Annotated in this window: 22 protein-coding genes; 17 read left to right on the top strand and 5 right to left on the bottom strand. The window is 57.3% G+C overall.

Features of this window, described 5'->3' with window-relative positions; genetic code table 11:
• The first annotated feature begins 128 nt into the window (after positions 1-128).
• From HX839_RS18705 to HX839_RS18625, 17 genes are all read left to right on the top strand, one after another.
• Complete coding sequence (locus tag HX839_RS18705) at positions 129-569, top strand: low molecular weight protein-tyrosine-phosphatase (protein ID WP_177067518.1); 441 nt, start codon at positions 129-131, stop codon at positions 567-569.
• Between the two features lie 45 nt (positions 570-614).
• On the top strand, positions 615-2,843 hold the full coding sequence (locus HX839_RS18700) for a polysaccharide biosynthesis tyrosine autokinase (protein WP_177067517.1): 2,229 nt from the start codon (positions 615-617) through the stop codon (positions 2,841-2,843).
• A 105-nt stretch (positions 2,844-2,948) separates the two neighbouring features.
• Positions 2,949-4,220 carry a DUF6369 family protein gene (locus tag HX839_RS18695; protein WP_177067530.1) on the top strand — a complete coding sequence of 424 codons (1,272 nt, stop codon included), beginning with the start codon at positions 2,949-2,951 and terminating at the stop codon, positions 4,218-4,220.
• Positions 4,217-5,677, top strand: coding sequence for an oligosaccharide flippase family protein (locus tag HX839_RS18690; protein WP_087694220.1), 1,461 nt, complete (start codon positions 4,217-4,219; stop codon positions 5,675-5,677). The genes HX839_RS18695 and HX839_RS18690 overlap by 4 nt, the downstream gene beginning before the upstream one ends.
• The gene (locus HX839_RS18685; protein WP_177067516.1) at positions 5,674-6,825 is read left to right on the top strand and encodes a polysaccharide pyruvyl transferase family protein; all 1,152 of its coding nucleotides are present in this window, start codon (positions 5,674-5,676) and stop codon (positions 6,823-6,825) included. Before HX839_RS18690 ends, HX839_RS18685 begins: the two co-directional genes overlap by 4 nt.
• Positions 6,826-6,843: 18 nt before the next feature.
• Complete coding sequence (locus tag HX839_RS18680) at positions 6,844-7,689, top strand: polysaccharide lyase (protein WP_371315638.1); 846 nt, start codon at positions 6,844-6,846, stop codon at positions 7,687-7,689.
• Positions 7,690-8,232, top strand: a complete 543-nt coding sequence (locus HX839_RS18675) for a DapH/DapD/GlmU-related protein (protein WP_102368815.1) — start codon at positions 7,690-7,692, stop codon at positions 8,230-8,232.
• A 54-nt stretch (positions 8,233-8,286) separates the two neighbouring features.
• Positions 8,287-9,249 carry a hypothetical protein gene (locus tag HX839_RS18670; protein ID WP_087694223.1) on the top strand — a complete coding sequence of 321 codons (963 nt, stop codon included), beginning with the start codon at positions 8,287-8,289 and terminating at the stop codon, positions 9,247-9,249.
• Between the two features lie 92 nt (positions 9,250-9,341).
• Positions 9,342-9,740 (top strand): polysaccharide biosynthesis protein, encoded by a 399-nt coding sequence (locus HX839_RS18665; protein ID WP_003211350.1) that lies wholly within the window; start codon positions 9,342-9,344, stop codon positions 9,738-9,740.
• Positions 9,741-10,217, top strand: a complete 477-nt coding sequence (locus HX839_RS18660; protein ID WP_003211352.1) for a glycosyltransferase — start codon at positions 9,741-9,743, stop codon at positions 10,215-10,217.
• A gap of 54 nt (positions 10,218-10,271) precedes the next feature.
• Positions 10,272-11,699, top strand: coding sequence for a mannose-1-phosphate guanylyltransferase/mannose-6-phosphate isomerase (locus HX839_RS18655; protein WP_087694224.1), 1,428 nt, complete (start codon positions 10,272-10,274; stop codon positions 11,697-11,699).
• A 12-nt stretch (positions 11,700-11,711) separates the two neighbouring features.
• Positions 11,712-13,055 carry a UDP-glucose/GDP-mannose dehydrogenase family protein gene (locus HX839_RS18650; RefSeq protein ID WP_003211357.1) on the top strand — a complete coding sequence of 448 codons (1,344 nt, stop codon included), beginning with the start codon at positions 11,712-11,714 and terminating at the stop codon, positions 13,053-13,055.
• A gap of 179 nt (positions 13,056-13,234) precedes the next feature.
• Positions 13,235-13,519, top strand: a complete 285-nt coding sequence (locus HX839_RS18645; RefSeq protein WP_003211359.1) for a hypothetical protein — start codon at positions 13,235-13,237, stop codon at positions 13,517-13,519.
• 85 nt (positions 13,520-13,604) lie between these two features.
• The gene (locus tag HX839_RS18640) at positions 13,605-14,717 is read left to right on the top strand and encodes a polysaccharide export protein (protein WP_177049718.1); all 1,113 of its coding nucleotides are present in this window, start codon (positions 13,605-13,607) and stop codon (positions 14,715-14,717) included.
• Between the two features lie 14 nt (positions 14,718-14,731).
• Entirely contained in the window at positions 14,732-15,391 is a 660-nt protein-coding gene (locus HX839_RS18635) for a YjbF family lipoprotein (protein WP_032899416.1), read from the top strand.
• Positions 15,388-16,155 (top strand): capsule biosynthesis GfcC family protein, encoded by a 768-nt coding sequence (locus HX839_RS18630; RefSeq protein WP_177028139.1) that lies wholly within the window; start codon positions 15,388-15,390, stop codon positions 16,153-16,155. The genes HX839_RS18635 and HX839_RS18630 overlap by 4 nt, the downstream gene beginning before the upstream one ends.
• Positions 16,152-18,242, top strand: a complete 2,091-nt coding sequence (locus tag HX839_RS18625; protein WP_177067515.1) for a YjbH domain-containing protein — start codon at positions 16,152-16,154, stop codon at positions 18,240-18,242. Before HX839_RS18630 ends, HX839_RS18625 begins: the two co-directional genes overlap by 4 nt.
• A gap of 264 nt (positions 18,243-18,506) precedes the next feature.
• On the opposite strand, the gene HX839_RS18620 is transcribed toward HX839_RS18625, so the two are convergent.
• From HX839_RS18620 to HX839_RS18600, 5 genes are all read right to left on the bottom strand, one after another.
• Positions 18,507-19,901 (bottom strand): undecaprenyl-phosphate glucose phosphotransferase, encoded by a 1,395-nt coding sequence (locus HX839_RS18620; RefSeq protein WP_256344726.1) that lies wholly within the window; start codon positions 19,899-19,901, stop codon positions 18,507-18,509.
• A 220-nt stretch (positions 19,902-20,121) separates the two neighbouring features.
• Positions 20,122-20,811, bottom strand: coding sequence for a winged helix-turn-helix domain-containing protein (locus HX839_RS18615; RefSeq protein ID WP_177067514.1), 690 nt, complete (start codon positions 20,809-20,811; stop codon positions 20,122-20,124).
• Between the two features lie 32 nt (positions 20,812-20,843).
• Positions 20,844-21,599, bottom strand: a complete 756-nt coding sequence (locus HX839_RS31460) for a hypothetical protein (protein ID WP_177019929.1) — start codon at positions 21,597-21,599, stop codon at positions 20,844-20,846.
• On the bottom strand, positions 21,592-22,320 hold the full coding sequence (locus HX839_RS18605) for a winged helix-turn-helix domain-containing protein (protein WP_003211381.1): 729 nt from the start codon (positions 22,318-22,320) through the stop codon (positions 21,592-21,594). The genes HX839_RS31460 and HX839_RS18605 overlap by 8 nt, the downstream gene beginning before the upstream one ends.
• Before the next feature lie 291 nt (positions 22,321-22,611).
• Positions 22,612-23,463: a helix-turn-helix domain-containing protein gene (locus tag HX839_RS18600; RefSeq protein WP_003211383.1), complete on the bottom strand. Its 852-nt coding sequence runs from the start codon at positions 23,461-23,463 to the stop codon at positions 22,612-22,614.
• Positions 23,464-23,519: the final 56 nt, after the last annotated feature.

Here is a 23,519-nt window from a genome sequence, read left to right as displayed (position 1 = left end):
TGGTTGTTATTTTTCGTCCGGAGATAATTTTGGGGGAAGTAAGGGTTACGTGTTAATAAATACTGCCGTGAAGTAATGAAGTTGAAGAGGTTGCTTCATGGGGTAATGGATGGCCCGGGGATAGTGCCTTGTTTAAAAGAGTGTTGATTGTCTGTATTGGCAATATTTGCCGTAGTCCCACCGCGGAAAGTCTTTTGCGTGGCGCACTCCCGCGCTCCGATATCAAGATCAGTTCTGCAGGTATTGCCGCGTTGGTCGGCAAGCCGATTGAAACCACCGCCCGTGCGGTACTCGAAGCCCACGGTCATCCGGCCGACAAGCACCAGGCCACCCAGTTGGCGCCACAGGCGATCAGTGAAGCCGACCTGATCCTGGTCATGGAACGACAGCACATCAATGCCGTACTCAGCATGGCGCCCGAGGCACGAGGCAAGGTCTTGCTGCTGGGCAAATGGCAAAACGAGCGAGAGATCAGCGACCCGTACCGTCAAGGCAAGGCCGCGTTTGTGCACGCTTATGCGTTGATCGAAGAAGCTGTAAACGCATGGGCGCAGCGTCTTGCACGCTGATCGCCACTACTTTTTGAATCGAAATAAAGGCTAAGAATCCGACTTATGCAGCAAACGCCAGCAGTCACCGTACAGGAAGACGATAACGGGGAGATTGATCTCCTCGGTCTGTTTGGAACACTGATCGACCATAAATGGCTGATCGCTGCGGTGACCGGTGCCTTTATGGTCACTGGCGCCGCCTATGCGGTGCTGGCAACCCCGGTCTACCAGGCGAATGCCCTGCTGCAGGTCGAAGCGAAAAAGAACGACTTGCTGGGCTTCTCGGACATCGGCGGGATGCTGGGCAAGGAGTCGCCGTCGGCCACCGAGATCGAGCTGATCCAGTCCCGCTACGTGATTGGCAAAACCGTCGACAACCTGAAACTCGATATCGTCGTACAGCCGATGTACTTCCCGGTGGTGGGTGAGTTCCTGGCGCGCCGCTTCCAGAAGGCCAACCCCGGTGCAATCGCCGAGCCGCTGCTGGGCCTGGACGGCTTCGCCTGGGGCGGCGAGTCGCTGAAGATCTTCAAGCTGGACCTGCCCGACGGGCAATTGGGCAAGAAGCTGACCCTGACCGTGGGTGAAAACGCGCACTACACCCTGGTGGATGAAGATGACCAGGTGCTGGCGGCCGGCGAGGCCGGGCAGCCGTTCGAGCAAAATGGCGTGGCATTCCAGATTGAAGAACTGCGCGCCAAGCCCGGCACGCGTTTCCGGGTGATCCGCAATGCGCGACTGACCAGCATCCTCGACTATCAGGAAAACCTGGATGTGGTCGAGCGAGGGAAGGAGTCGGGCATGATCGGCCTGGCGCTGGAAAGCACCGAGCCGGACCAGGCGATCAAAATCCTCAATCAGATCGCGGCGATCTACGTGCGGCAGAACGTGGAGCGCACCTCGGCTGAGGCGGCGCAAAGCCTGGCGTTTCTCAAGGAGCAACTGCCGGAGGTCAAGAAGGACCTGGAAAAAGCCGGGAAGGCCTTGAATGAATACCAGACCCGCAGCAAGTCGGTGGACATCACCTTGGAAACCAAGGCGATTCTCGACCAGATCGTGGGCCTCGATACCAGCATCTCCGAGCTGAAGCTGCAACAGGCCGAGATGGACCGCAAGTTCACCCGCCAGCATCCCGCGTATCGCGCATTGCTGACTCAGATCGGCGAGCTGACCAGCAAGCAGCAGAGCCTGGCGAGCCGGGTCGAGAGCCTGCCTTCCACCCAACAGGAACTGCTGAGCCTCACCCGGGATGTCGAGGTCGGCACGGCCATTTACACCCAGTTGCTCAACAAGTCCCAGGAACTCGATGTGATGCGCGCGGGCACCGTGGGCAACGTGCGCCTGATCGACACCGCAGACGTCAATTTCTTCAAGCCGATCAAGCCGAAAAAGATCCTCATCGTGCTGATCGCGACGCTGCTGGGCGGCTTCCTGGCGGTGACGCTGGTGCTGCTGCGCAAGGCGCTGAACCGTGGCCTGGAAAGCCCCGAGGCCATCGAGCAACTGGGCTTGCCGGTGTACGCGTCGATTCCGTACAGCACGCTGCAAAAGGTCGAAGAAGACAAAATCACCCGCGGGCGTGGGCGTGCCGATGCCGGTTCTTCATTGCTGGCCATCAGTCACCCCACGGACCTGGCAGTGGAGGCCTTGCGCAGTTTGCGCACCAGTTTGCACTTCGCGATGCTCGAGGCGCCGAATAACCGGATCATGATTTCCGGCCCCAGCCCCGAGGTGGGTAAAACCTTTGTCTCGGTGAACCTGGCGGCGGTCATCGCGCAAACCGGGCAGCGCGTGTTGTTGATTGACGTGGATATGCGACGGGGCTACCTGCACAAAGTGCTGGGTGTGCCGGCCAAGGATGGGCTTTCCGACATCCTCTCCAATCAATGCACCCTTGAATCCGCCATCCACAAAACCGGCATTGAAAACCTCGACATCATCAGCCGCGGGCAAATACCGCCGAATCCTTCCGAACTGCTGATGCACCGCAACCTGACCGAACTGTTGGCGCAGGTCAGCGAACGGTATGACCTGGTGATTCTGGATACGCCACCGCTCTTGGCCGTGACCGACGCAGCCATCGTGGGACGGCAATCGGGGACCAACCTGATCGTCACCCGCTATGGCTTGAACCCGGCAAAAGAGATCGAGCACACCATGCGCCGATTTGCCCAGAACGGCATCGTGCTCAGGGGCGCGATCTTCAACGGCGTTGAAAAGAAAGCGTCGGCCAAATATGGCTACGGCAACTATGGGTATTACCAGTACGAGTACCAGGCTGATCGGAGCTGATTCACCACTGTAATTGCAGGATAGAGGTCACGTTTTCAGGAAATGAACGAAAAATCCTGGGGCGGTAGCGTGCCAAATTCAAATCAGCATAAAGAATACCCAGCCATGTTTTACCTGTTATCCCTTATCGCGCTGTCAGCGGGTTTGCTCGCGGCGAAAAATCCAAAATACTCAATCGTAGTGTTCGGGATAATGCTGGCTGTTATTCCCACGGGTAACTCCTACAGCGAAATAATCTCGCTCAAGGGTATCTACTTCTTTGACTTTTATATCGTGGGCGGGCTGGGCGCACTGCTGATCCGGCAGGTGGCTACACAGAAGAAACAATTGACGGTGCCGGGCGGCCTGCTTTTTGGGTGCGGGCTGTATGTGGTGTTACTCGCCTGCGGCCTGCTGGAGTCCTCGAACAAGTACCTGTTGAAGGATGTTCGGCCGTTTATAATGATCCTGTCATTTATCGTGCTCTCGAACATCGCGACCCTTGCCGCAAAAACGCTGAAGTTGCAGACAGTGCTCCTGCTATTGATCGCGATGACCGCCTTCAATGTGCTGGACATTGCCTGGTTACGCTTGGGCTTGTACAAGTTTCAAGACGTCTACTATGAAGAAAACGCCTACCGCTACCTGGACGGCGGTACGTACGCCGCCGTGGCCTATCTGATTTATTACTTCATAGACCCACGGCTGTTCGAACACAGGAAAAAGCTCGCAAGCATTTGCCTAGCCACGTCATTCATCTGTTTGTTCATTGCCAACTCTCGCTTCATCTTTGTCTCGGTGTTTGCGGCGATCATCATCCACCAATACACCCGGCCGGCCCGCATGATAGGCGTTGCCCTGGCCGGGGCGGTGGTGCTGATGGCGTTCATTGGCATCAGCAATATGATCGGGGCTGATCGAATCAATGATGGTTTGTCGTCCGAAGGCATGGCCGCCCAATTGGCCACGCGCTTCAGCCCGGCGCTGGAGTTGATCCGCGGCATGAACCCGCTGCATTACTTTGTGGGACTGGGCGCGGGCACGCCGTTCGAGATTCCCTGGTTCGAGTACCGTGGCCTCGATGACAAGAACTCGAATATCGACAGTGCCTACCTAACCTACTTCGTTAAGTACGGGCTGATCGGCGTGTACTTGCTGTACGTGTTCATTACCTCGATTACCCAGCACATGAACAGCCGGGTGGCGGTTTCGATCGCCATCTTTCTGGGGGTGATGTTCGTTGTCTCGGCCACGCCTTATCAGCCGTACGCCATCGGTATCGCGTATGGCGCGATTGTGCTGCGGGTCTGTTCCGAACACACCGCCAGGCAACGCAAAAAGACCCTCAAGCCTGGCCAGCCGCTGATAACCACACCCTTGCAGGTGAATGCCGGATGAACAGCACACTGTTGAAAAAGTTCGTGTCCAGTACGGCATGGAGTTTCGTTTCTGCCGTGGCCACCAAAGTGTCGGTGGTCATCACCGGCATCCTGGTTGCCCGGGTATTGGGTGCGCAATCGTTTGGCGAGTATGGCTTGATCCAGAGCGCGATTGTGATGCTTGCCAACGTCGCCGCCCAAGCCACCACCACGGCGACGGCCAAGCATATCGGGCAGTTCAAGGAGACCTGTCCCGAGAAGACCGGCAGGGGCATCGCGCTGACGCTGCTGTTCTCGGTTGTGTTCAGCGGGATGATCATCGGGACAGCGCTGTTTTTCCCGCACTTTTTCTCCAGCGTTATCCTGGGGGCAGACAGCCTCAGCGCTGCATCGCTGATCGTATTGAGCACCATCACGTTGATTATCCTGTCGGGATGGACCCAGGGCTGCCTGACCGGTTGGGGCCAATACCGGACAATCGCGACCATCAACGGAATCATTGCGATTGTCGCGATTCCGGCGACGTACTTCCTGACCCTGCAGTTCCGACTCAACGGTGCGCTGCTGGGCTTGGCCGGTTCTCAATTGCTGATCGTGTTCTTCAGCGCACTGGCCTGCTGGAAGACATTGAAGGCCCGAAATACCACGCTGAGTTTCAAAGGTGCAATGACTGAAAAGCACGCAGTGCTGTCGGTTGGCCTGCCGGTATTGCTGACGGGGTTGATGGTCGCCCCGATGAACTGGTTCGCCAACAAGTTGCTGGCGGAAACAACTAACGGCCTTGCCGCATTGGGCATGTACGCCGCCGCGATGCAATGGAACGCGATCTTTTCCCATGTTTCCGTGGTGTTGGGCTCTGTGCTGGTGCCGATGCTGGCCGCCGCGCTGGGCGGTAAAAGCCGCAAGTTGGACGCCTTGAACTTTCTGTCGGGCTGGCTGGTGGTGTTGGTGATCATACAGCCGGTGATCATGTTCCCCGAGTTGCTGGCCAAACTGTATGGCAGCAGTTTCCTGGGGCGGGATTTTGAAGTGACATTAGTCCTGGTAATCCTGGGTTCGCTGCTCAGTGCATTCAAGTCCGGTATTTCAAGAAAAATGATCGTGATGAACCTGGCCTGGTTCAGTGTGATGAGTAACATTCTATGGGGAGTGTTATTCATTGCCGGAGCACTGTGGCTTCGGGAAGAAGGTGCAATCGGGATTGCCAAGGCATTTATCGGTTCGCAGTTTATTCACTTCCTGCTGGGACTGCCGTATTTCGTCTACAAGAAGATATTACCTCTGGAGTTGCTCGTATCTCCCAGGATCCTGATCTTGTGGACATTGCCTTTCATCAGTTTCATATCAAGCGCCTATGTCGAAAGTGTGCTGTATCGATTGATGATCATGGCGCTGATATTTATCTACATTCTCGCAACAACGTTTGCCTTGAATGCCGTGTTTAATGACCCCGTGGAAAATGGAAGCCCAGCATGAATGTCAGCAAAGTATATATCCGGGGGGCATACGGTCCTGGTAATTTGGGTGATGACGTATTAATGCTATGCGTGATCAATATTCTGAAAAAACGCTTTAAGGAATCGGATATAGCGGTGGGTGTCGATCATCCGCAGATCGCCAGGAACTTCAACCCGCGTATCAAGTGGCTGCACATCAAGGAGCCGGTCAAGGCTGACCTGGTGGTGTTGGGCGGTGGGGGCCAGTTCTTCTCGTTCATCCCACCGGCCAAAGAGGCGGCTGCCAACAAAGGCATCGTGGCGAAGCTGTGCAAGAGCATCAAGGCGCAGACCGACCTGAAGTCCACGCTTCTGCGTTTGTATGTCGGGTTGCGCGGTGGTGTCGACAGGATCTATTTCCACCGGCGCCTGGCAGCGTTCTGTATTGGCCTGGGCCCCTTCGATGGCGGCGGCAAGCTGCTGACCCGCGCCGTCAGCGTGATCAATCGCTGTGACTACATTTCCGTGCGGGACGGTACCAGCCAGCAGCATTGCAAGGCCTTCGGAAAGTCCGACGTCGAGGTGTACACCGACCCCAGCCTGCTTTCCGACCTGTGGATCTCCAGCAAAGACCTGGAGGTCGGCAGCCTCAAGAAGGGCAAGTACCTGTCCTTCATCCTGCGCGACTGGCCCCATGACGCGAACGGGCAACAGTTCATCAAGGCGATGGTCCAGGCCGCGGATGAGCTCGCCAAGCGTGGCGAGCAGGTACGCCTGGTCTCGCTGTACAAGGAACGTGACCAGCACCTGATCGACAAGTACCACACGTTCGAATGGTTGTGCTGGGACGCGGCGGGCGATACGCCCGAAACCTTCATGGCGAAACTGATCGTCGAGTCCGACGTGATCATCAGCGCCCGTGCACACGGTGTACTGCTGCCGGCTTCCCTGGGCTTTCCCACCATCGCGGTTGAAATCGAAAACAAGCTGAAAAAAGTCCATGAAATGCTGCCGCAGGGCACCCGGCTGGTCAGCACCCCAGACCCTGAGGTGATCAAGGCCACCATCGGCGAATTCCGGCAATCCAAGGCGCAAATGGCCGAGCACCTCAAGCAGGAGATCGCCCAGCGTTCTTCCCTTGCGCAAAAAGCGGTCGACGACTTTTTGAAATGGGTCGATGAAAAATAAAGTGGAGGGGCAACCGACGTGAAAAAGACAGCCTCGACGCTACTCATTGTGGCGTTCGCCCTGCAGGTGGCTGCCAGCGGCGCATCTGAGTTGAACGACCGTTGCGAGCCAGGCATCAAGAACATCTACCCGTCACTGCCGGACGTTTCGCAGATGGCCGACGGGCCCCAGGCGCAAAGCAGCATAAAGGGCAGGGCCAATCTGACGAACAAGGCCTACAGCCAAAAGATCAAGGACATTGCCGTGCATTTTCCGGCCGGCTCCTATGACCCGGGTTCGATGGTGCGCCTTGGGTTGCCCTACGGCGGCATTGAATTCAAATCCCCACTGCCGCAACCGGGCAGGGAATGCCTGGTACTGACCTATGAGTTGAAGTTCGACAGGAATTTCGACTTTGTAAAAGGCGGCAAGCTCCCGGGCCTCTACGGTGGCACCGGCAATACGGGCGGCAAGATACCGAACGGCCATGACGGCTTTTCCACGCGCTACATCTGGAAAGAAAAGGGCGCCGGCGCCATTTACGCGTATTTGCCCACCAGTAAAACCTGGGGCACGGCAGTCGGGTTGGGTTCCTGGATCTTTACGGTGGGGCAATGGCACAAGTTGGAGCAACTGGTGAAGTTGAATACGCCGGGGCGGGCCGACGGTGTGATTTCCATTTGGTACGACAACCAGCTGGTGCACTCGGAAACCGGGCTGACGTTTAGAGACACGCCGGAGATCACCATCGACGGCTTGCTGTTTTCGACGTTCTTCGGTGGCAATAACCCGTCTTTCGCCACGCCGGTGAGTACCAATATCCGCTTCAGGAATTTTGTGATGAGTTCACAGCGCGTAACGGATACTTCAGGGCAGGGCGAGTAGATGAAGAACCTGAAACTGAACATCAAGAAGGCCGCTGTTGCGCTGTTCAATACGCTGCTCAGCCTGGCGTTGTTTTTCAATCTGCGACGCGCGTTGCTCCGGGCAACCGGATGCCGGGTGGGCGCCCGGACCACGATCCACCGCAACGTGGTGTTTTTCTCCTTCGGCAACTTCTCGGTCGGGAAAAACTGCACGGTCAATTACGACTGCTACCTGGATAACCGGGCGGGCATCCGCATCGGCGACAACGTCAATATTTCCCATAACACCCGGATTTATACGCTGGGCCACGATATCGATGACCCCATGAGTTGCCTGGTGGGGAAGCCGGTGTTGATTGAAGACAATGCCTGGATCTTTCCCAATGTGATGGTGATGCCAGGCGTCACCATCGGAACAGGCGCGGTTGTTTATCCGGGCAGTGTGGTCACGCGCAACGTTGCAGCGTATTCGATCGTGGGTGGCAACCCGGCCAAACATATCCGCTTCAGAAACAACACCATTCGATACAACGCCGACTTTCCGATCTGGTTTGCAGTGTAAGCAATCTCACTGGCCCCACCTTTATTTATGCAGGACTCTGACGTGAAATCATTAATGATTGCATGGATTGGCTATCAACGACGCGCCGATACCATGAAGCAATACTGGGCGTATGACATTCTGCATCTGCCCAACCAGTTCAAGAAGAAATCCGCGCGGCCGCTGGATTACTTGATCAAGTCGTTTAAAACCCTGAAGACCCTGTTGGCCGGTTCGCCTGACGTGCTGTGGGTGCAGTTGCCGCCGAGCCCGGTATTGCATATAGCACTGGCCTACAAGTTTATATTCAACCGGCGGCTGAAGATTATCGCCGATGCCCACAACAGCCTGTTGCGCAAACAATGGATAGGCTTTCCGGGCACGGTAGCGCTGTTGAATAGAATCGATGCCGTCGTCGTTCATAATTTTAAAGTCAAAGAAGAGTTGGCCGGCCTGGGCGTCAAGGACACCAATATCTTTATCCTGGAAGACTTGCCGTGTGACTTTCACGCGGCGCCCGCCAGTGAGCGCGAGACACCCTATGTACTGTTTCCGTGCTCGTTTGATATCGATGAACCGATCGAGATCGTGATCAACGCCGCCCGGGAAATGCCCGGTGTCGACTTCCTGATCACCGGCAAGCATCAGGGCAAGCTCTCCGAGGAACTCGTGGCGTCACTCCCCGAGAACATCAAGCTGACCGGCTTCCTCAGCAAGGCGACCTTTGAACAGCTGCTGTGCCACGCGAATGTGGTGCTCGGCCTGACCACCCGCGACAACGTTCAGCTGAGCGTGGCCAACGAAGCGGTCAGCGCCGGCAGGCCGATGGCGCTTTCGAATACCACGGTACTGCGCTCGTTGTTTTCCGAGGCGGCGGTGTTTGTCGACACCCTGGACCCGCTGTCCATCAAGGCCGGCGTCGCGCAGCTCATCGCCAATCAAGAAACCTATAAAGAGAAATCGGCCTTGCTCAAAGCCAAGCGAATAACCCGCTGGAAAGGCCAGGCCCAACTGTTAAGAACTGCCGCCACTATTTAATGATGTCTATTACACCTGACAGGAAGGGAACCGTCATGAGTCAATCAAGTGATGTTTTATTGATTTGTTCTGGAGGTGGGCACTGGGTACAAATGAGCAAGTTGCTGCCTGCCTTCGACGGTCAAAAAGTTACCATCGCCACCGTGGATATCAGCATTGGCTCGCAGTATCCAACCCATGCCTTCGCGCAAGTCCCGGACTTTAATCGCAGTGAACCGTTGAAGATCATCAAGGGCTTTTGCCAGATCTTTGCGATCGTTTACCGCAGCAAGGCCAGGTACGTGATCTCCACCGGGGCGGCACCGGGGTTGCTGGGGCTGGTCGCGGGAAAACTGATGGGCAAAAAGACCCTGTGGATCGACAGCATTGCCAATCCCAAGAAGCTCTCGTTGTCCGGCAGGATCGCTGTGTATTTTGTCGATGAGTTGCTGACCCAGTGGCCCACGCTGTCGCAAAACAGCCGGGCCCAATATAAAGGGAGGATTGTATAAATGATATTTTGCAGCGTTGGCACTCAAGCACCCTTTGAAAGAATGCTCGGCTACTTGCATGAGTGGAGTCATGCAAACCCGCAGGTCCCGATTGTTGCCCAGGTGGGCAATAACGAAAATGACCTGGGGCGCATTACGGCTTACAAGACCATCGCCGAGCCGCTGTTTTCCAAGAACTTCAATGCGTCAAAGGTGATTGTTTCCCATGCGGGCATGGGCAATATCATTCGCTCCCTTGAACTGGGCAAACCGATTGTTATTGTCCCGCGCGACAGTCGGCGCGGTGAACACATCAATAATCACCAGTACGACACCGCCGAAAACTTTTCAGACCTTCCCTCTGTGTTTATCGCCCATGATAAAGATGCGTTCTTTTCGGCGATTGATTCGGCGCTTAACTACAGCAGTGCCGAAAGTTCACTGGACTTTACCGAAAGGGACCGCTTGATCAGTTATGTGAAGTCATTCACTTCTTAAGTTTCGGCTGTTTGTCAATCCGCTCTTATTGCCTTTAATCATCGAGTAATCGTTATGATCCCAGTTATATTGTCTGGCGGTTCAGGCACGCGCCTGTGGCCGCTTTCAAGAGCGCTTAAACCAAAGCAGTTTATTGCGCTGCACGGTGACTTGAGTTTGTTTCAAGCCACCTTGGATCGCATCAAGAACCTGTCGATAGAGGGCGAGACCGTCAGCCCGCCGATCATTGTGTGCAACGAAGAACACCGTTTCATCGTGGCCGAGCAAAGTCGATCACTGGACGTGATCCCGCAGAAAATCCTCCTTGAGCCGACCGCCCGCAACACCGCCCCGGCGATTGCGGCGGCAACCCTGTCGGCGCTGGCGGATGGGGACGATCCGATCCTGCTGGTGCTGGCGGCGGACCATGTGATCGGCGATACCCAAGCCTTTAATGCGGCCTTGACGCTGGCCAAGGTGGAAGTCAACAAAGGCAAGATCGTCACCTTCGGGGTTGTGCCCACCAAGCCGGAGACCGGCTACGGCTATATCCGTACTCAAGAGGCTGCGGTGGACGGCGCCGCGCATGTCGATGCCTTCGTGGAAAAGCCCGACCTGGCGACCGCGCAAGGCTACCTGGAACAAGGCAACTACTTCTGGAACAGCGGCATGTTCATGTTCCGCGCCTCGGTGATGAAGGCCGAGCTGGAGCGCCTGAGCCCGGAGATCATGGTGGCCGCAGAACTGTCCCTCTCCAACGCGGCCCATGACCAGGATTTCACCCGGCTCAGCCAGGTGGATTTTGTGAACGCGCCCAACGTGTCGATCGATTACGCGGTGATGGAAAAGACCGACATCGCGTCGGTGGTCATCCTCGATTCGCCGTGGAGCGACCTGGGTGCCTGGGACTCAGTGTGGGAAGCGGGCCTCAAGGATCAGAACCAGAACTGCACCCAGGGTGACGTGCTGCTGCAGGACGTCACCAACAGCTATGTGCATGCCAGCCACCGCCTGGTCACGGTTGCAGGGATCAATGATGTGGTGGTCGTCGAGACCGCCGACGCGATTTTGGTGACCACCAAGGACCACGCGCAAGACGTCAAGAAAATAGTCGCGCAGCTGACTGAAAAGCACCGGATCGAGAGCACCAGCCACCGCGAAGTCTATCGGCCGTGGGGCAAATATGACTCGGTGGACCAGGGCTATCGGTATCAGGTGAAGCGGATCACGGTGAAGCCGGGGCACAAGCTGTCGGTGCAACTGCACCACCACCGGGCCGAGCACTGGATCGTGGTGTCCGGCACCGCGAATGTGCAAATCGCCGACAAGCAAGTGCTGCTGACCGAGAACCAGTCCACCTACATCCCGATTGGCGTTGTGCACTCCCTCGAAAACCCGGGGCGAATCCCGCTGGAGCTGATTGAAGTCCAATCGGGTTCGTACCTGGGCGAGGACGACATCATCCGCTTTGAAGACCGCTATGGCCGCCTCGAGCTTGTTTAAAGGAAGATTGAAATGAATGTAACTGTATTTGGAATCGGCTATGTGGGTCTGGTGCAGGCAGCGGTGCTGGCCGACGCGGGGCATGAGGTGTGTTGTGTCGACGTGGACGCGACTAAAGTCGAGAACCTCAAGGCCGGCATTATTCCGATCTTTGAGCCCGGGCTGAGTGCGCTCGTCCAGAAGAACCATGATGCCGGACGCTTGCACTTCACCACCGACGCCGCGCAAGGCGTGCGGCATGGAGAGGTGCAGTTCATCGCCGTGGGCACGCCGCCTGATGACGATGGCAGCGCCGACATCAAGTACGTGCTCTCCGTTGCCGCGACTATTGCGCTCAACATGACCGAGCCGAAGATTATCGTTAACAAGTCCACGGTGCCGGTGGGGACGGCGGACAAGGTCCGGGCGAAGGTGTCCGAGGTGTTGACGTCGCGGGGGCTCGAGGTGGAGTTCCACGTGATCTCGAACCCCGAGTTCCTCAAGGAAGGTTCGGCGGTCGCCGACTGCACCCGGCCCGACCGGATCATCATCGGCAGCGACAGCAGTTACGCCGTGGACCGCATGCGGGAGCTGTATGAACCCTTCAACCGCAACCACGAAAAGATCATCACGATGGACATCAGGAGTGCCGAGCTGACCAAGTACGCGGCCAACTGCCTGCTGGCCACCAAGATTTCCTTCATGAATGAAATGGCCAATTTCGCCGAACGCTTGGGCGCCGACATTGAGGCGGTTCGTAAAGGCATTGGCTCCGATCCACGGATCGGCTACGACTTTATCTACCCAGGCTGCGGTTATGGCGGCTCGTGCTTCCCGAAAGATGTGCAGGCGCTGGAGCGCACCGCGTCGTCGATCGGCTATCAGGCAACGCTGTTGTCTGCCGTCGAGGAAGTCAACAAGCGCCAGAAGCAGCACCTGTTCGGGCATATTCACCACCACTTCGGCGGCCAGCTGGAGGGCAAGACCTTCGCCATCTGGGGCCTGGCCTTCAAGCCCAATACGGATGACATGCGCGAAGCCTCGAGCCGCGTGTTGATCGAACAACTGCGCAGCGTGGGTGCCCGGGTCCAGGCATTCGACCCCGAAGCGATGGCCGAGACCCAGCGCATTTACGGGATGAACGAAGACCTGTTGCTGATGGGCACCAAGGAAGCGGCGTTGCAAGGTGCCGATGCGCTGGTGATCGTGACCGAATGGCGGGAGTTCAAGGCCCCGGACCTGGACTTGATAAAAGAAAAACTGAGCACGCCGGTGATCTTTGACGGCCGCAATATATTTGACCCGCAGCGTATGAAAGCCAATGGTTTCGAGTATTACGGTATTGGTCGCGGGTTATCGGTACGCCCCGTTGTTTAATCCTGACGATTATTAACATTGGTGGTTTGAGCTATCCACAAGTGAGATGATTTCGAGGAGGTTAAGTGCGTGATCCAACAGGATCTTTGCGCAGTTTGCATAGCCTGTTTATCTCCGTTCCATCACTACGCCCTTATTGCATTATTTGATAAGGGGTAAATATCGAGAAGGAGTCTGATATGAGGAAAATACTGTTGGCCGGCGTGCTGGCCTTTAGCAGTACTGCGGCATTGGCGGCAGGTGAAGTCGCGAGCGAGGCCTTGAGCGATGCGGCCGGCGCGAGCGAGCCCCTGTCGTTGAGCACCCCGCTCGTGGGCGGCGTGACGCTCGGTGAAACCGTCGGGGTCGGTACCGCGGTAGTCGGCGCTGCGGCGGCGGCTTCCAACTCGGGCGGCAGTTCCAATGGCGGTACTTCCGGCACCGGCGGCACCACCGGTACAGGCGGTACCACTGGTACCAACTAATAACCCGCAATGTGTGTTGTTCAAGATCACCCGGAACTTCTGGGTGATCTTTTTTAGACTCGCCCTCGACTAGCGTAGTGCCATTATGATTCGTAGGTTACCTGTTCTTTTGCTGGCAAGTTTCAGCTTGCACGGCTGCATGTTTTCGCCTGGTCAACATATGGACACCAGTCAAATGTCCAGTGAGGGTTCTCCCGAAAGTACTCGGGTAGAGTTGATTCCCATCACCCCCAAATTGATTGCCATGGATGCCGCCACGCATGTTCGTGAATCGGTGCCGGCAGAACTGTTGTCTTATATACCCGGTGGCTATCGCGTCGGTGCCAATGACCTGTTGTTTATCACGGTTTGGGACCATCCCGAGTTGACGGCACCGTCCGGGCCGCAACAGCAGATCGACGCCAACGGGCGCCTGGTTCGCCCCGATGGCACGTTGTTTTATCCGTATATCGGCAACGTCCCGGTCGCCGGCAAGACCATCGAAGAGCTGCGGGCCTTTATCGCCGGGCGCTTGTCGCAATTTATTGAAAGCCCACAGGTTGACGTCAGCGTCCTGCGGTTTGCCAGCCAGACAGTGGTGGTGACCGGGGCGGTAATCAAGGCCGGGCAACAGCCGATCACCACCACACCATTGAGCGCCGTCGAGGCCATTGGCGCCGCCGGTGTCGACCCCACGAATGCCGACCTCTCGAGCCTGACCCTGACGCGCGACGGCCGTGAGTACACGCTTGACCTGGACAGCCTCAATCGCCAGGGCTCGCAACTGCAGGGCATCTACCTCAAGGGCGGCGACCGGTTGTACCTGCCCTATAACGACCAGAAACGTGTCTACCTGATGGGCGAAGTCAATCAGCCCCGGGCCCTGAGCTTCAAGGGCAAGTCGATCAACCTGACCGATGCCCTGGGTACCGTAGGCGGCTTGAACCAGACCACTTCCAATGGCAATGCGGTCTATGTAATTCGCGGCGTGGACAACCTGGAAGCCGAACCGGCCAAGGTGTTCCAGCTCGATGCCCAGTCACCGTCCGCGCTGGTGCTGGCTACCCGGTTCGACTTGCAACCCCAGGACATCGTGTACGTCGGGCCGGCCGGCGTGACGCGCTGGAACCGCCTGATCAGCCAGTTGCTGCCGACCGCCAGTGCCATTGGAATTGGTGCCCGATCGGCCAATGACCTCAGCGAAGTCAACAGCAGATAAGGCGTTATCCCGTGGTGAAAATGTTGCCTACCAGCGCCTGCCTGTCGATGGCGCTCTTGTTGTGCGGGTGTAACCCGTTGATGAGGGCGTCGTGGTACACCCTCGAAACTTCTGTGACGGGCCCGGCCCCGATCAACGTGACCCGCGCCCAGGTCGACGCGGTGCCATACCCGCAGATCCTGGTGACCACCGCCGTCAGCGAGGGCGTGATGGCCATGGCCCGGCGCCGGGGCGACCTGCAGTTCTGGGTCGCTTCCGGCAAGCAAGTGGTGATGATGCGTGACGGCCTGGTGGTACGCACTGTCGGGCTGGGTGTTTCCCTGGATGGCACGCGTTTCAGTGGCGAATCGCCGTTCAAGCGCGGGCTCCAGCATCTGCCCGACGGCTACACCGGCACACGCTGGATCGACCTCTACGACGGCAACCGAATCGGTATCGCGGTCAACAGCCGTTTCAGCAGCCACGGTATCGAGACCCTCCGCATTCTGGACAAGGATTACGCCTTGCTGCGCATCGACGAGCAGGTGGACGCTCCCACCTTGAATTTCCGCGCCACCAACCATTATTGGGTCGACCCGCAGGATGGTTTCATCTGGCGCAGCGAGCAGCATTTGACGCCCCGGTTGGCCCTGAAAATCGTGCAGTTGCGTCCCGACCGGGAGGCAGCCCGATGAAGTGTTCGAAGCTTTTATGGCTGGGCCTGTTGCTGATCGGCCCCGGCACTGGCCAGGCGGCCGTTACAGTCAATGGCGATGTGCGCAGCCCCGGCGCCTTCGAGGTCAAGCCGGGGGCGCGTTTGCTGGACGTTATTCGTGTGGCCCAACCCAATGCAGAAAGCTACTGGTTGGGCGCCGCGTGGCTGCACCAGTCGTTGGTGAGCACGCAGGAACGCTTGAAGGCAGGGGTTTTGTTCGATCTGAAACTGCTGCAACGAGGGGCCTTGCTGGATGACCGTGGCTCCCGGGCGGACTTGAGTGCGCGTCTGTATCGACAGGTCGAACAGTTGCCGGTCACCGGCCGCCAAGTGCAAGTGCTGGACCCGATCGCCGTCGAGGCGGGGTTCGCGCGCAACGCGTTGCTGGATGACGGGGACCGGCTGGTCTACCCCGTGAGGCCGTCCACCGTGCACGTGCTCGGCGCGGTCGCGCAGTCCTGTGATGTGCCGTACCGAGCCATGCGCGAGGTGCGGGATTATGTTGGCGACTGCACGGTCCTCGATGACGCCGAGCGCGATGACCTGTGGCTGATCCAGCCCGACGGCCAGGTACGGCGTGTGGGCGTGGCGGCGTGGAATCGCGAGGACGGCGTGGTGGCGGCCCCCGGCAGCAGGATCCTGGTGCCGATCCGCAGCGACGACCTTGAGACGCCGACCCCTGATCTCAACCAACAACTGGCCGAGTTTTTCGCCACTCAACCGTTGGCTGAGGTGAACCCTTGAATTTACGTTTTGCGGCTGTACTGCTATTGCCTTGCGGGTTGGCTCACGGTGACCCCCGTTACACCCAAAATGATTTCGGCGGCGTGGGCCTGCTACAGACCCCCACCGCACGCATGGCCCCGGCGGGAGAGTTGAGCGCCAACGCCAACCGCACCGATCCCTACTCGCGCTACAGTTTTTCCCTGCAACCGTTCGATTGGCTGGAGGGTTCGTTTCGTTATACCGCCATCAGCAACCGCCGGTACGGCGCCGAGGCGTTGAGCGGAAGCCAGAGCTTTAAAGACAAGGCCATCGACTTCAAGGCGCGGCTCTGGGAGGAAAGCCGCTGGGCACCGCAGGTGGCTTTCGGTGCCCGGGACATCGGCGGTACCGGGCTGTTTTCCAGCGAATACTTTGTCGCCAACAAGCGCCACGGCAACCTGGATTTCAGCCTCGGCATCGCCTGGGGCTACCTGGGAAACCGAGGCGACTTCGGCAACCCGCTGTCGGTGTTCGGCAGCAAGTTCAACGACCGGCCCAAGAGCACTGCGGTCGTCGCCAGGGCAGGGGACGTGAACTCCAACGCCTATTTCAGGGGCCGCCCTTCGTTGTTCGGCGGGATCGCCTATCAAACGCCCTGGGAACCCCTGAGCCTGAAGCTCGAATACGAGGGCAATGACTACAAGCACGAGCCGTTGGACAACCCGATCAAGCAGGACTCGCCGGTAAACATTGGCGTGGTCTATAAGCTGGCTGACAGCGTCGACCTGAGTGCGGCCTGGGAACGCGGGAATACCGCGATGTTCGGCATCACCCTGCACACCAACTTTGTCAGCCGCAAGGCACCGGTCAAGACCTATGACCCGCCCGCCGAACCGTTGCCGGCGCGCATGCCCACCACCCCGGCCGACCAGGTCAACTGGGCCAACGTCGCCGACAGGCTGCAGCAGAATGCCGGCTACAAGGTGGAGCGCATTGCCCGGCGCGGCTCGGAATTGATGGTGTATGGCGAGCAGCAACGCTACTTCTATTCAGCCAAGGCCGTGGGACGCGCCAGCCGGATTCTCGACAACAGCGCCAATCAGGATATCGACTGGTTCACCCTGGTGAACAAGCGCTATGACATGCCCATCGAAGAAACCAGCGTGCCCCGTAACACCTTCCGCGCCGTGGTGAACAACCAGCAGCCGTTGACGGACCTGCACCGTAATACCGAGGTCAACCCGGCGGTTGCCCATCGGGAAACCACGCTCTACAGCAGACAATCCGAGCCGTTCAACTATGGCCTCGGCCTGGGTTACAAACAGAACATCGGTGGCCCCGACGGCCTGCTTTATCAGTTCACTGCCGACGCCGACGCGGAGTACCGTTTTACCCGCAATACCTGGTGGAGCGGCTTGCTCAGCGCCAACCTGCTGAACAACTACGACAAGTTCACCTACGACGCACCCAGCGGGTTACCGCGAGTACGCACCGACCTGCGCCAATACATGACCACGTCCGATGTGACAATGCCGAACTTCCAGGTCAACCATGCGCAGCGCCTGGACCGCGACCTGTATGGCATGGTCTACGGCGGCTACCTGGAGTCCATGTACGCCGGGGTGGGCGGCGAGGTGTTGTTCCGGCCGGCGGGCAAGCACTGGTCAGTGGGCGCAGACCTGAACTTCGTGCGCCAGCGTGATTTCAACCAAGGCTTCGGCCTGCGGGATTACCAGACCATCACCGGCCATGTCACCAGCTATACCGAGCTGCCCTATGACACCCTGGCCGCCGTCAGTGTGGGGCGTTACCTGGCGCGGGACTGGGGCACCACCGTCGACATCTCGCGCCAGTTCAAGAACGGCGTGAAGTTTGGTGGCTGGGTGACGCTGACCACCGCCTCGAAGGAAGAATATGGCGAAGGCAGCTTCGACAAGGGCATCTATATTTCCGTCCCCTTCGACGAGTTGATGAGTACCTCGACGATGCGTCGGGCCAACGTCGTATGGGCGCCACTGACCCGTGACGGCGGCGCACGCCTGAACCGCGGCTATTCGCTGCAGACCATGACCGACGGGCGTGACAGCGAGTTGTTCTACAACAACTTCGAGAAGATCACGGAGTGACGGAGCGGCATCTGCCGACCAGGTTGTCGACTGCCCGGCGTTGAATGCGCCGGGCAGTCGCCAAGCCAGAACGCTACAGCGCCAGGTGCAATGCCGGCGCGCAACACTTGCCTGACTTTCCTCTTTGATGACTATGCGAATGGCCCGGGCCCGGGCGTCGCTACGGGCGCTATCGTTGCGCCTTGCGGGGAGTGGTGGCGGGGAGGGCGCAAAGCGCGCCTGGTGCCCCGCGCCGCCGATGCAGCGGCACGGGGAAGGGCGGGGTCAGTAGATGTCTTTGGACAGCAGGGTAAACGGCGTCTTGAACAGGATCTTGATGTCCAGCCATAGCGACCAGTTGTTGATATAGCGCAGGTCGATATCGACGCGTTGCTGCATCTTCTCCAGGGTCTCGGTTTCACCCCGGCAGCCATTGACCTGCGCCAGGCCGGTGATGCCGGGCTTGATGCGATGCCGCGCCATGTACGCGCGAATCTTGCCCGAGTAGTAGTCATTGTGGGCGACGGCATGCGGGCGTGGGCCGACCAGTGCCATATGCCCTTGCAGCACGTTGAACAGCTGGGGCAGCTCGTCGATGGAGGTGCGGCGGATAAAGCGCCCTACGGGGGTAATGCGTGAGTCGTTGCGGCTCGCCTGGCGCACTTCGTGGTCGTCATGCACGCGCATCGAGCGGAACTTCCAGACCTTGATCACCTCGCCGTTCCAGCCGTGACGATCCTGCTTGAAAATTACCGGGCCGGGAGAGGTGAGTTTGATCAGCAGGGCGAACAGCAGCAGCAACGGGCTGAGCAGGATGATCGCCAACAGGGCCAGGCTCTTGTCCAGCAGCGACTTGCTCAGTGCTGCGGTCGGCCGGCTGGTCAGCGGGCTTTCATTGAGGAAGATCGCGGGCAATCCATCCACCTCGGCCACGCTGTGGTTGAGCAGCAGCATGTTGTTGAGGTCGGGCACCCAGATCACGTCCACGCTGATCTCCAGCAGGTTGAGGTACAGCGCCTCGATGTGGGTCGCTTCCTGGAGAGAGTGAGTGATGTACAGGCGGCGGATACCGTGCTGGCGGATCAGCGCGGGAAGATCGGGCAAGTCACCGAGGATCTGAGGCTGGGTGCCGGCCTGGGGGGCGGTGGTGCGGGGACCTACGAGACCGACCAGAGGGGAGCGTTTTTGCCTGGCGAGAGTATTGGCCAAGTCGGTTGCAAGTTTTCCCGTACCAATAATCAGCGATTTCTGGCGCTCATGTAGTTGCCGGTGGTAGTACCTGGATAGACTGTGAATGGGAATGTAGCAAAGGGCTAGTATTGGATAGCTGACAGCAGCCCAGAGTAGCAGGATCTCGAAGGGAAACAGCGAACTGGCATTACAGGCTATGCCGACCGCGAACAATATGCCCAGGGTCAATAACCAGCCGGTGAATAATCGTCCCAGCCCAACAAAAAAGTCATCTTTTTTGCTATAGACGTCACATAACATGTAGGCCGGTATAGAGGCCAGTATTGTAATGGCTGCCAATATCCGGTAGTGGGATTCCAATTGCCCGGTCTTGAAAAGTACCAGTGAAAACAAAAGTACAACGACCACACTCAGGGCAATTGCCCACTGTCCCCAAAAGGTCAGGCCTTTGGGTGTAAGGTTACGATGCATTCTTCTGTTGTTAAGCATACTTCTGCTCCCTGTGGTATCCACTCACGTGCTGGCAGGTTAAAGCGAGGCGTGGTTTTAATGACTATCAAATGGCAGGCGCACGCGTAGGCGTGCGTATTGATAGTAATAAATGGCAGGGAGCAATGGCTGACGACTTATAACGCGGTCATGTTGTTATAAAATGGCAGATAGAAAGGCGTTCTAATAGGCAGGGTGAATTGTAATTTTTATGAAATAATTATTGTTCTGTGACGTTTGCGCGACTGCTCAGCGGGCTTTTTATTTTTTGTGTCAGGCAGTAGCCACGGTTACGCACCGCGCGGAACAGGCGTTCGCCATCATTCACGCGCTTGAACTTGTCCTGCAATCGGCTAAGGCACATTTCAAGCCCGCGATAGAGGTCGGGCTCACGTCCGATGTTGCGGATAAGTTCTTCCTTGCTGACCACACGTTCTTCATGGTTCAACATTTTCTTGATCAATGCCGACTCAATAGTGGTCAAGGAAATGCGTAGCCCACCTTTCACCAGCGCACGATCTTGCTGGGTAAGTAGCCAGACATCGGGGCCGCGTAATGCAGAGGATGAGTTAACTGTTTCCGTGGTGGTGTTATTCAGGGCCGGGTGTGTGACGTCTGATTTTAGAGCCGTGATGTTAGGTTTTTTTGACGCGTCGTAAAGTTGTCGGGTCAGTCGATTACTGGCTTCGTAAAGTCTTTTGGCGGCGACATAGTTACTGAGCCACAGATTGAAATTCTGCTCTTTGGTAACGGCGTAGGAACTGGTCGAAGCGTCCGATGTTTTTTCCACGGTTTCGATCAGCGGCCCGCTGTCGACGTCGTAATGTAAAAATGCCACATTTGGCGTGAAATCGTGCAGTGCGATTGACGGGTACGTCGATGTAAATGTGTGTTTCTTGAGAGAACTCATGGCATTCACCGATTCCAGGAAAGTACGGGGGTTCATAAACTATCAGCAGGGGAGAAGTAGGGGCCCTGAAAATAGTCAAAAGGCAAGCGTCTGGCGAGAAGTGCGCTGTCGGCGTGCTCGACGTTGTCGGCGATGAAGGAGACCCGGGTGGTGCTCATCAGCCCCAGCATCTGGTCGTAAAGCCGGTCGAACAGGCCCGAGCGGGTGTTCAGACTGAGCCTGAGGGCCGAGTCTGGAAAAGGCATTTTTATATAGTCATAAAGACTCAAGTCGATCAGCAGGTCGGTGTTTTTTGTATTTAATGTGTAATTGTTATAGGCAAGCTTCAGGTTGCTCTGGTCTTTCAGGCTATACAGTTGACGGATCATGCTCCGGCGTTCCAGCGGGCCCGGAAGGGTGTCCAGTGTATTTTCAACGCTGACAATGAGTTGTTGTCTGTTTTTTTCCAGCGTGTGTGAAGTATCGATAATTTCCTTGAGCAGGTCCTCATTCATCAACAGCGATTGCTCAATTCGGAAAAACTTGTGGAGGCCCGGGCTTTTGTCCGCGCGCAAACGTTTACTTGTGCGGGCAAATGAACTCGGCCTGGCATGTTGCAGGGCTTCGCTGTAGGCGTCTTTAAGTTGTTCGGAATAAAACGGGCAGGCGTCATCACGCGGGCTGTCGAGCGCAGGCTCGGCGTGGACGCGGATCTCACTGCCCCACAGCGTGCAACTTCGTTCAAGTATCGCTTGCCGCGAAAAGGTGAAGCAGGCTGACGCCTCACGTAATAAGGTTCCGCTATTCACGGTTCGACCGCTCCCTGACGGGGTGGATATGATTAACCGAAGCCAGCCCTCTGCTTAGTTTGTAGCCGTAACCGCGAATGCTCTGAATTATATTGCTTCCGTAATGTGATTTTATTTTGCCACGTAACCGGCTAATCGATTTTTCGAGGGCCCTTGAATCATAAAATCGGGGATTCAGCCCCATTACCACGGCGATTTCATCATGGCTGAGCAATCGATTATGAATGAGCGCTTCCAGTACTTTCATTTCGACAAAGGACACTTCGAGCTTTTTGCCACCCCCGTAGATGCACATGCGATCCTGATCGAGTAGCAAATCAGTATTACTTAGCCAGTATGTCTCGCTGAGGAACGCGGCAAACAGGGCAAGTTTTTTCTCGGGCGAGCTCTCGACGACCTTTATGCAGTAATCGGCGCCTGCGAGATAATATTTGGTTTTGCTTAGTGTAGTGGCGAAGGTGACAACCAGGAAAATGGTGCTGCCAGGATTTTCCGATCTGGTTTTTTTAATGATGTCCAGCGTTTGGGTGCTGGCAGAGGGGGTGTCGATCTCTATGATGATGGCACGGTAATGTCCATGGCTTGCATAGGGACCGATTAGTTGGCCGTAGGAGCGTGTATCGACTTTTAGATTTTTCGGTACAGTACGAACTATAAGCTCGCTGAAGTCCTCGGATTTCGATGGGGTCCGTGCAATAGCGAGGACGTTGGAAAAATGCATCACGTTGCTCCCTTTTCCGGCATGCGAGGCCGTCAATTCAATCGCTGCAGGCGTTTAGATGTTAATCGAATTGAATACGCCAAAACGTGACAAATTTTAACATTCGGCACTTTATTTGCGGGGGGTAAGGCGGATTTCAGGCGGGTGTTGAGAGCGGGTTTGTGGACCGGAGTACTCATATGCTAGTGCAAATTTTTTAGTGTGCGATAAGTATTTTAGGCGGGTTGATTTTTTTTGGCTGGAATGATTTAAGCCTTCTAGTCCCTTAGCTCTAAAAATGCTTATACGTGACTATTTATAATAATCCAGCAAGGCGATAGCGGGCGTCGTGTGCTGGGGGATGCTCGCGCGGTCGGCCAGGTAGCGCGCCGGCGGTTGGCCGATGGCCTTGCGGAACATGGTGATAAAGCCGCTGGCGTTTTCATAGCCGAGGTCCAGTGCCACCGTCTGCACACTTTCGCCTTTCGCCAGGCGCTGCAGTGACAGGATCACATGCAGTTGCCTGCGCCAGCGGCCGAAACTCAGGCCGATCTCCTCCAGCAACAAGCGCGTCATGCTGCGTTCGCTCATGCCGATGCGTACGGCCCATTCGCCCAGGGTGGCCTTGTCGCTGGGGTTGGCCAGCAAACTGTCGGCCAGGCGCCGCAGCCGAGTGTCCCGGGGCATGGGCAGGTGCAGGGCCTCCACCGGTGCCAGTGCCAGTTCGTCCAGCAGCGTGGCCACCAACCGGCCCTGGGCGCCCTCGGTGTCGTACAGCGGCGGGAAGCTGACGGCCTTGCTGATCAATTCGTGTAACAACGGCGATACCGCCAGGGTGCAGCATTGCCGGGGCAGGGCGCCGGCGGCGTCGGGGTCGACCAACAGACAGTAGATATCCGCTGCCCCCGACCCGCGCGCGGCATGGGAAAGGCCGCCCGGAATCCACAATGCGCACTGGGGGGGCACGATCCAGATACCTTCTTCGATGACGCAATGAATCACCCCGCGCAATGTGTACATCAACTGGCCCTTGCGGTGCTGGTGCGGTGCGTGCTCCCAACTCGCAGAGGTGCTTGAAGCGCTCACTGCAACCACCGCACGGGGAATTGCATCGGCGAGGGCCGGGCGCAAGGGGTCACGGGTTTCGAGGCGGTGGTTGTACATGGCGGCGCGGCGTCTTGGCTGGAATGCGAAACATTCTGGCCATTCTGTGCAATGGC

It is taken from the genome of Pseudomonas sp. I8001 (assembly GCF_013385345.1).
Classification (GTDB): Bacteria; Pseudomonadota; Gammaproteobacteria; order Pseudomonadales; family Pseudomonadaceae; genus Aquipseudomonas.
The sequence above is the reverse complement of the archived record's forward strand: the minus strand, read 5'-3'. Positions and strand labels throughout refer to the sequence as shown.

Bases quoted from the DNA above. Each gene is read 5' to 3' on its own strand.
- HX839_RS18700 (WP_177067517.1), top strand. From the start codon at position 615: ATGCAGCAAACGCCAGCAGTCACCGTACAGGAAGACGATAACGGGGAG.
- HX839_RS18695 (WP_177067530.1), top strand. From the start codon at position 2,949: ATGTTTTACCTGTTATCCCTTATCGCGCTGTCAGCGGGTTTGCTCGCG.
- HX839_RS18690 (WP_087694220.1), top strand. From the start codon at position 4,217: ATGAACAGCACACTGTTGAAAAAGTTCGTGTCCAGTACGGCATGGAGT.
- HX839_RS18685 (WP_177067516.1), top strand. From the start codon at position 5,674: ATGAATGTCAGCAAAGTATATATCCGGGGGGCATACGGTCCTGGTAAT.
- HX839_RS18675 (WP_102368815.1), top strand. From the start codon at position 7,690: ATGAAGAACCTGAAACTGAACATCAAGAAGGCCGCTGTTGCGCTGTTC.
- HX839_RS18670 (WP_087694223.1), top strand. From the start codon at position 8,287: ATGATTGCATGGATTGGCTATCAACGACGCGCCGATACCATGAAGCAA.
- HX839_RS18665 (WP_003211350.1), top strand. From the start codon at position 9,342: ATGAGCAAGTTGCTGCCTGCCTTCGACGGTCAAAAAGTTACCATCGCC.
- HX839_RS18660 (WP_003211352.1), top strand. From the start codon at position 9,741: ATGATATTTTGCAGCGTTGGCACTCAAGCACCCTTTGAAAGAATGCTC.
- HX839_RS18655 (WP_087694224.1), top strand. From the start codon at position 10,272: ATGATCCCAGTTATATTGTCTGGCGGTTCAGGCACGCGCCTGTGGCCG.
- HX839_RS18650 (WP_003211357.1), top strand. From the start codon at position 11,712: ATGAATGTAACTGTATTTGGAATCGGCTATGTGGGTCTGGTGCAGGCA.
- HX839_RS18645 (WP_003211359.1), top strand. From the start codon at position 13,235: ATGAGGAAAATACTGTTGGCCGGCGTGCTGGCCTTTAGCAGTACTGCG.
- HX839_RS18640 (WP_177049718.1), top strand. From the start codon at position 13,605: ATGATTCGTAGGTTACCTGTTCTTTTGCTGGCAAGTTTCAGCTTGCAC.
- HX839_RS18630 (WP_177028139.1), top strand. From the start codon at position 15,388: ATGAAGTGTTCGAAGCTTTTATGGCTGGGCCTGTTGCTGATCGGCCCC.
- HX839_RS18620 (WP_256344726.1), bottom strand. From the start codon at position 19,901: ATGCTTAACAACAGAAGAATGCATCGTAACCTTACACCCAAAGGCCTG.
- HX839_RS18615 (WP_177067514.1), bottom strand. From the start codon at position 20,811: ATGAGTTCTCTCAAGAAACACACATTTACATCGACGTACCCGTCAATC.
- HX839_RS18605 (WP_003211381.1), bottom strand. From the start codon at position 22,320: ATGCATTTTTCCAACGTCCTCGCTATTGCACGGACCCCATCGAAATCC.
- HX839_RS18600 (WP_003211383.1), bottom strand. From the start codon at position 23,463: ATGTACAACCACCGCCTCGAAACCCGTGACCCCTTGCGCCCGGCCCTC.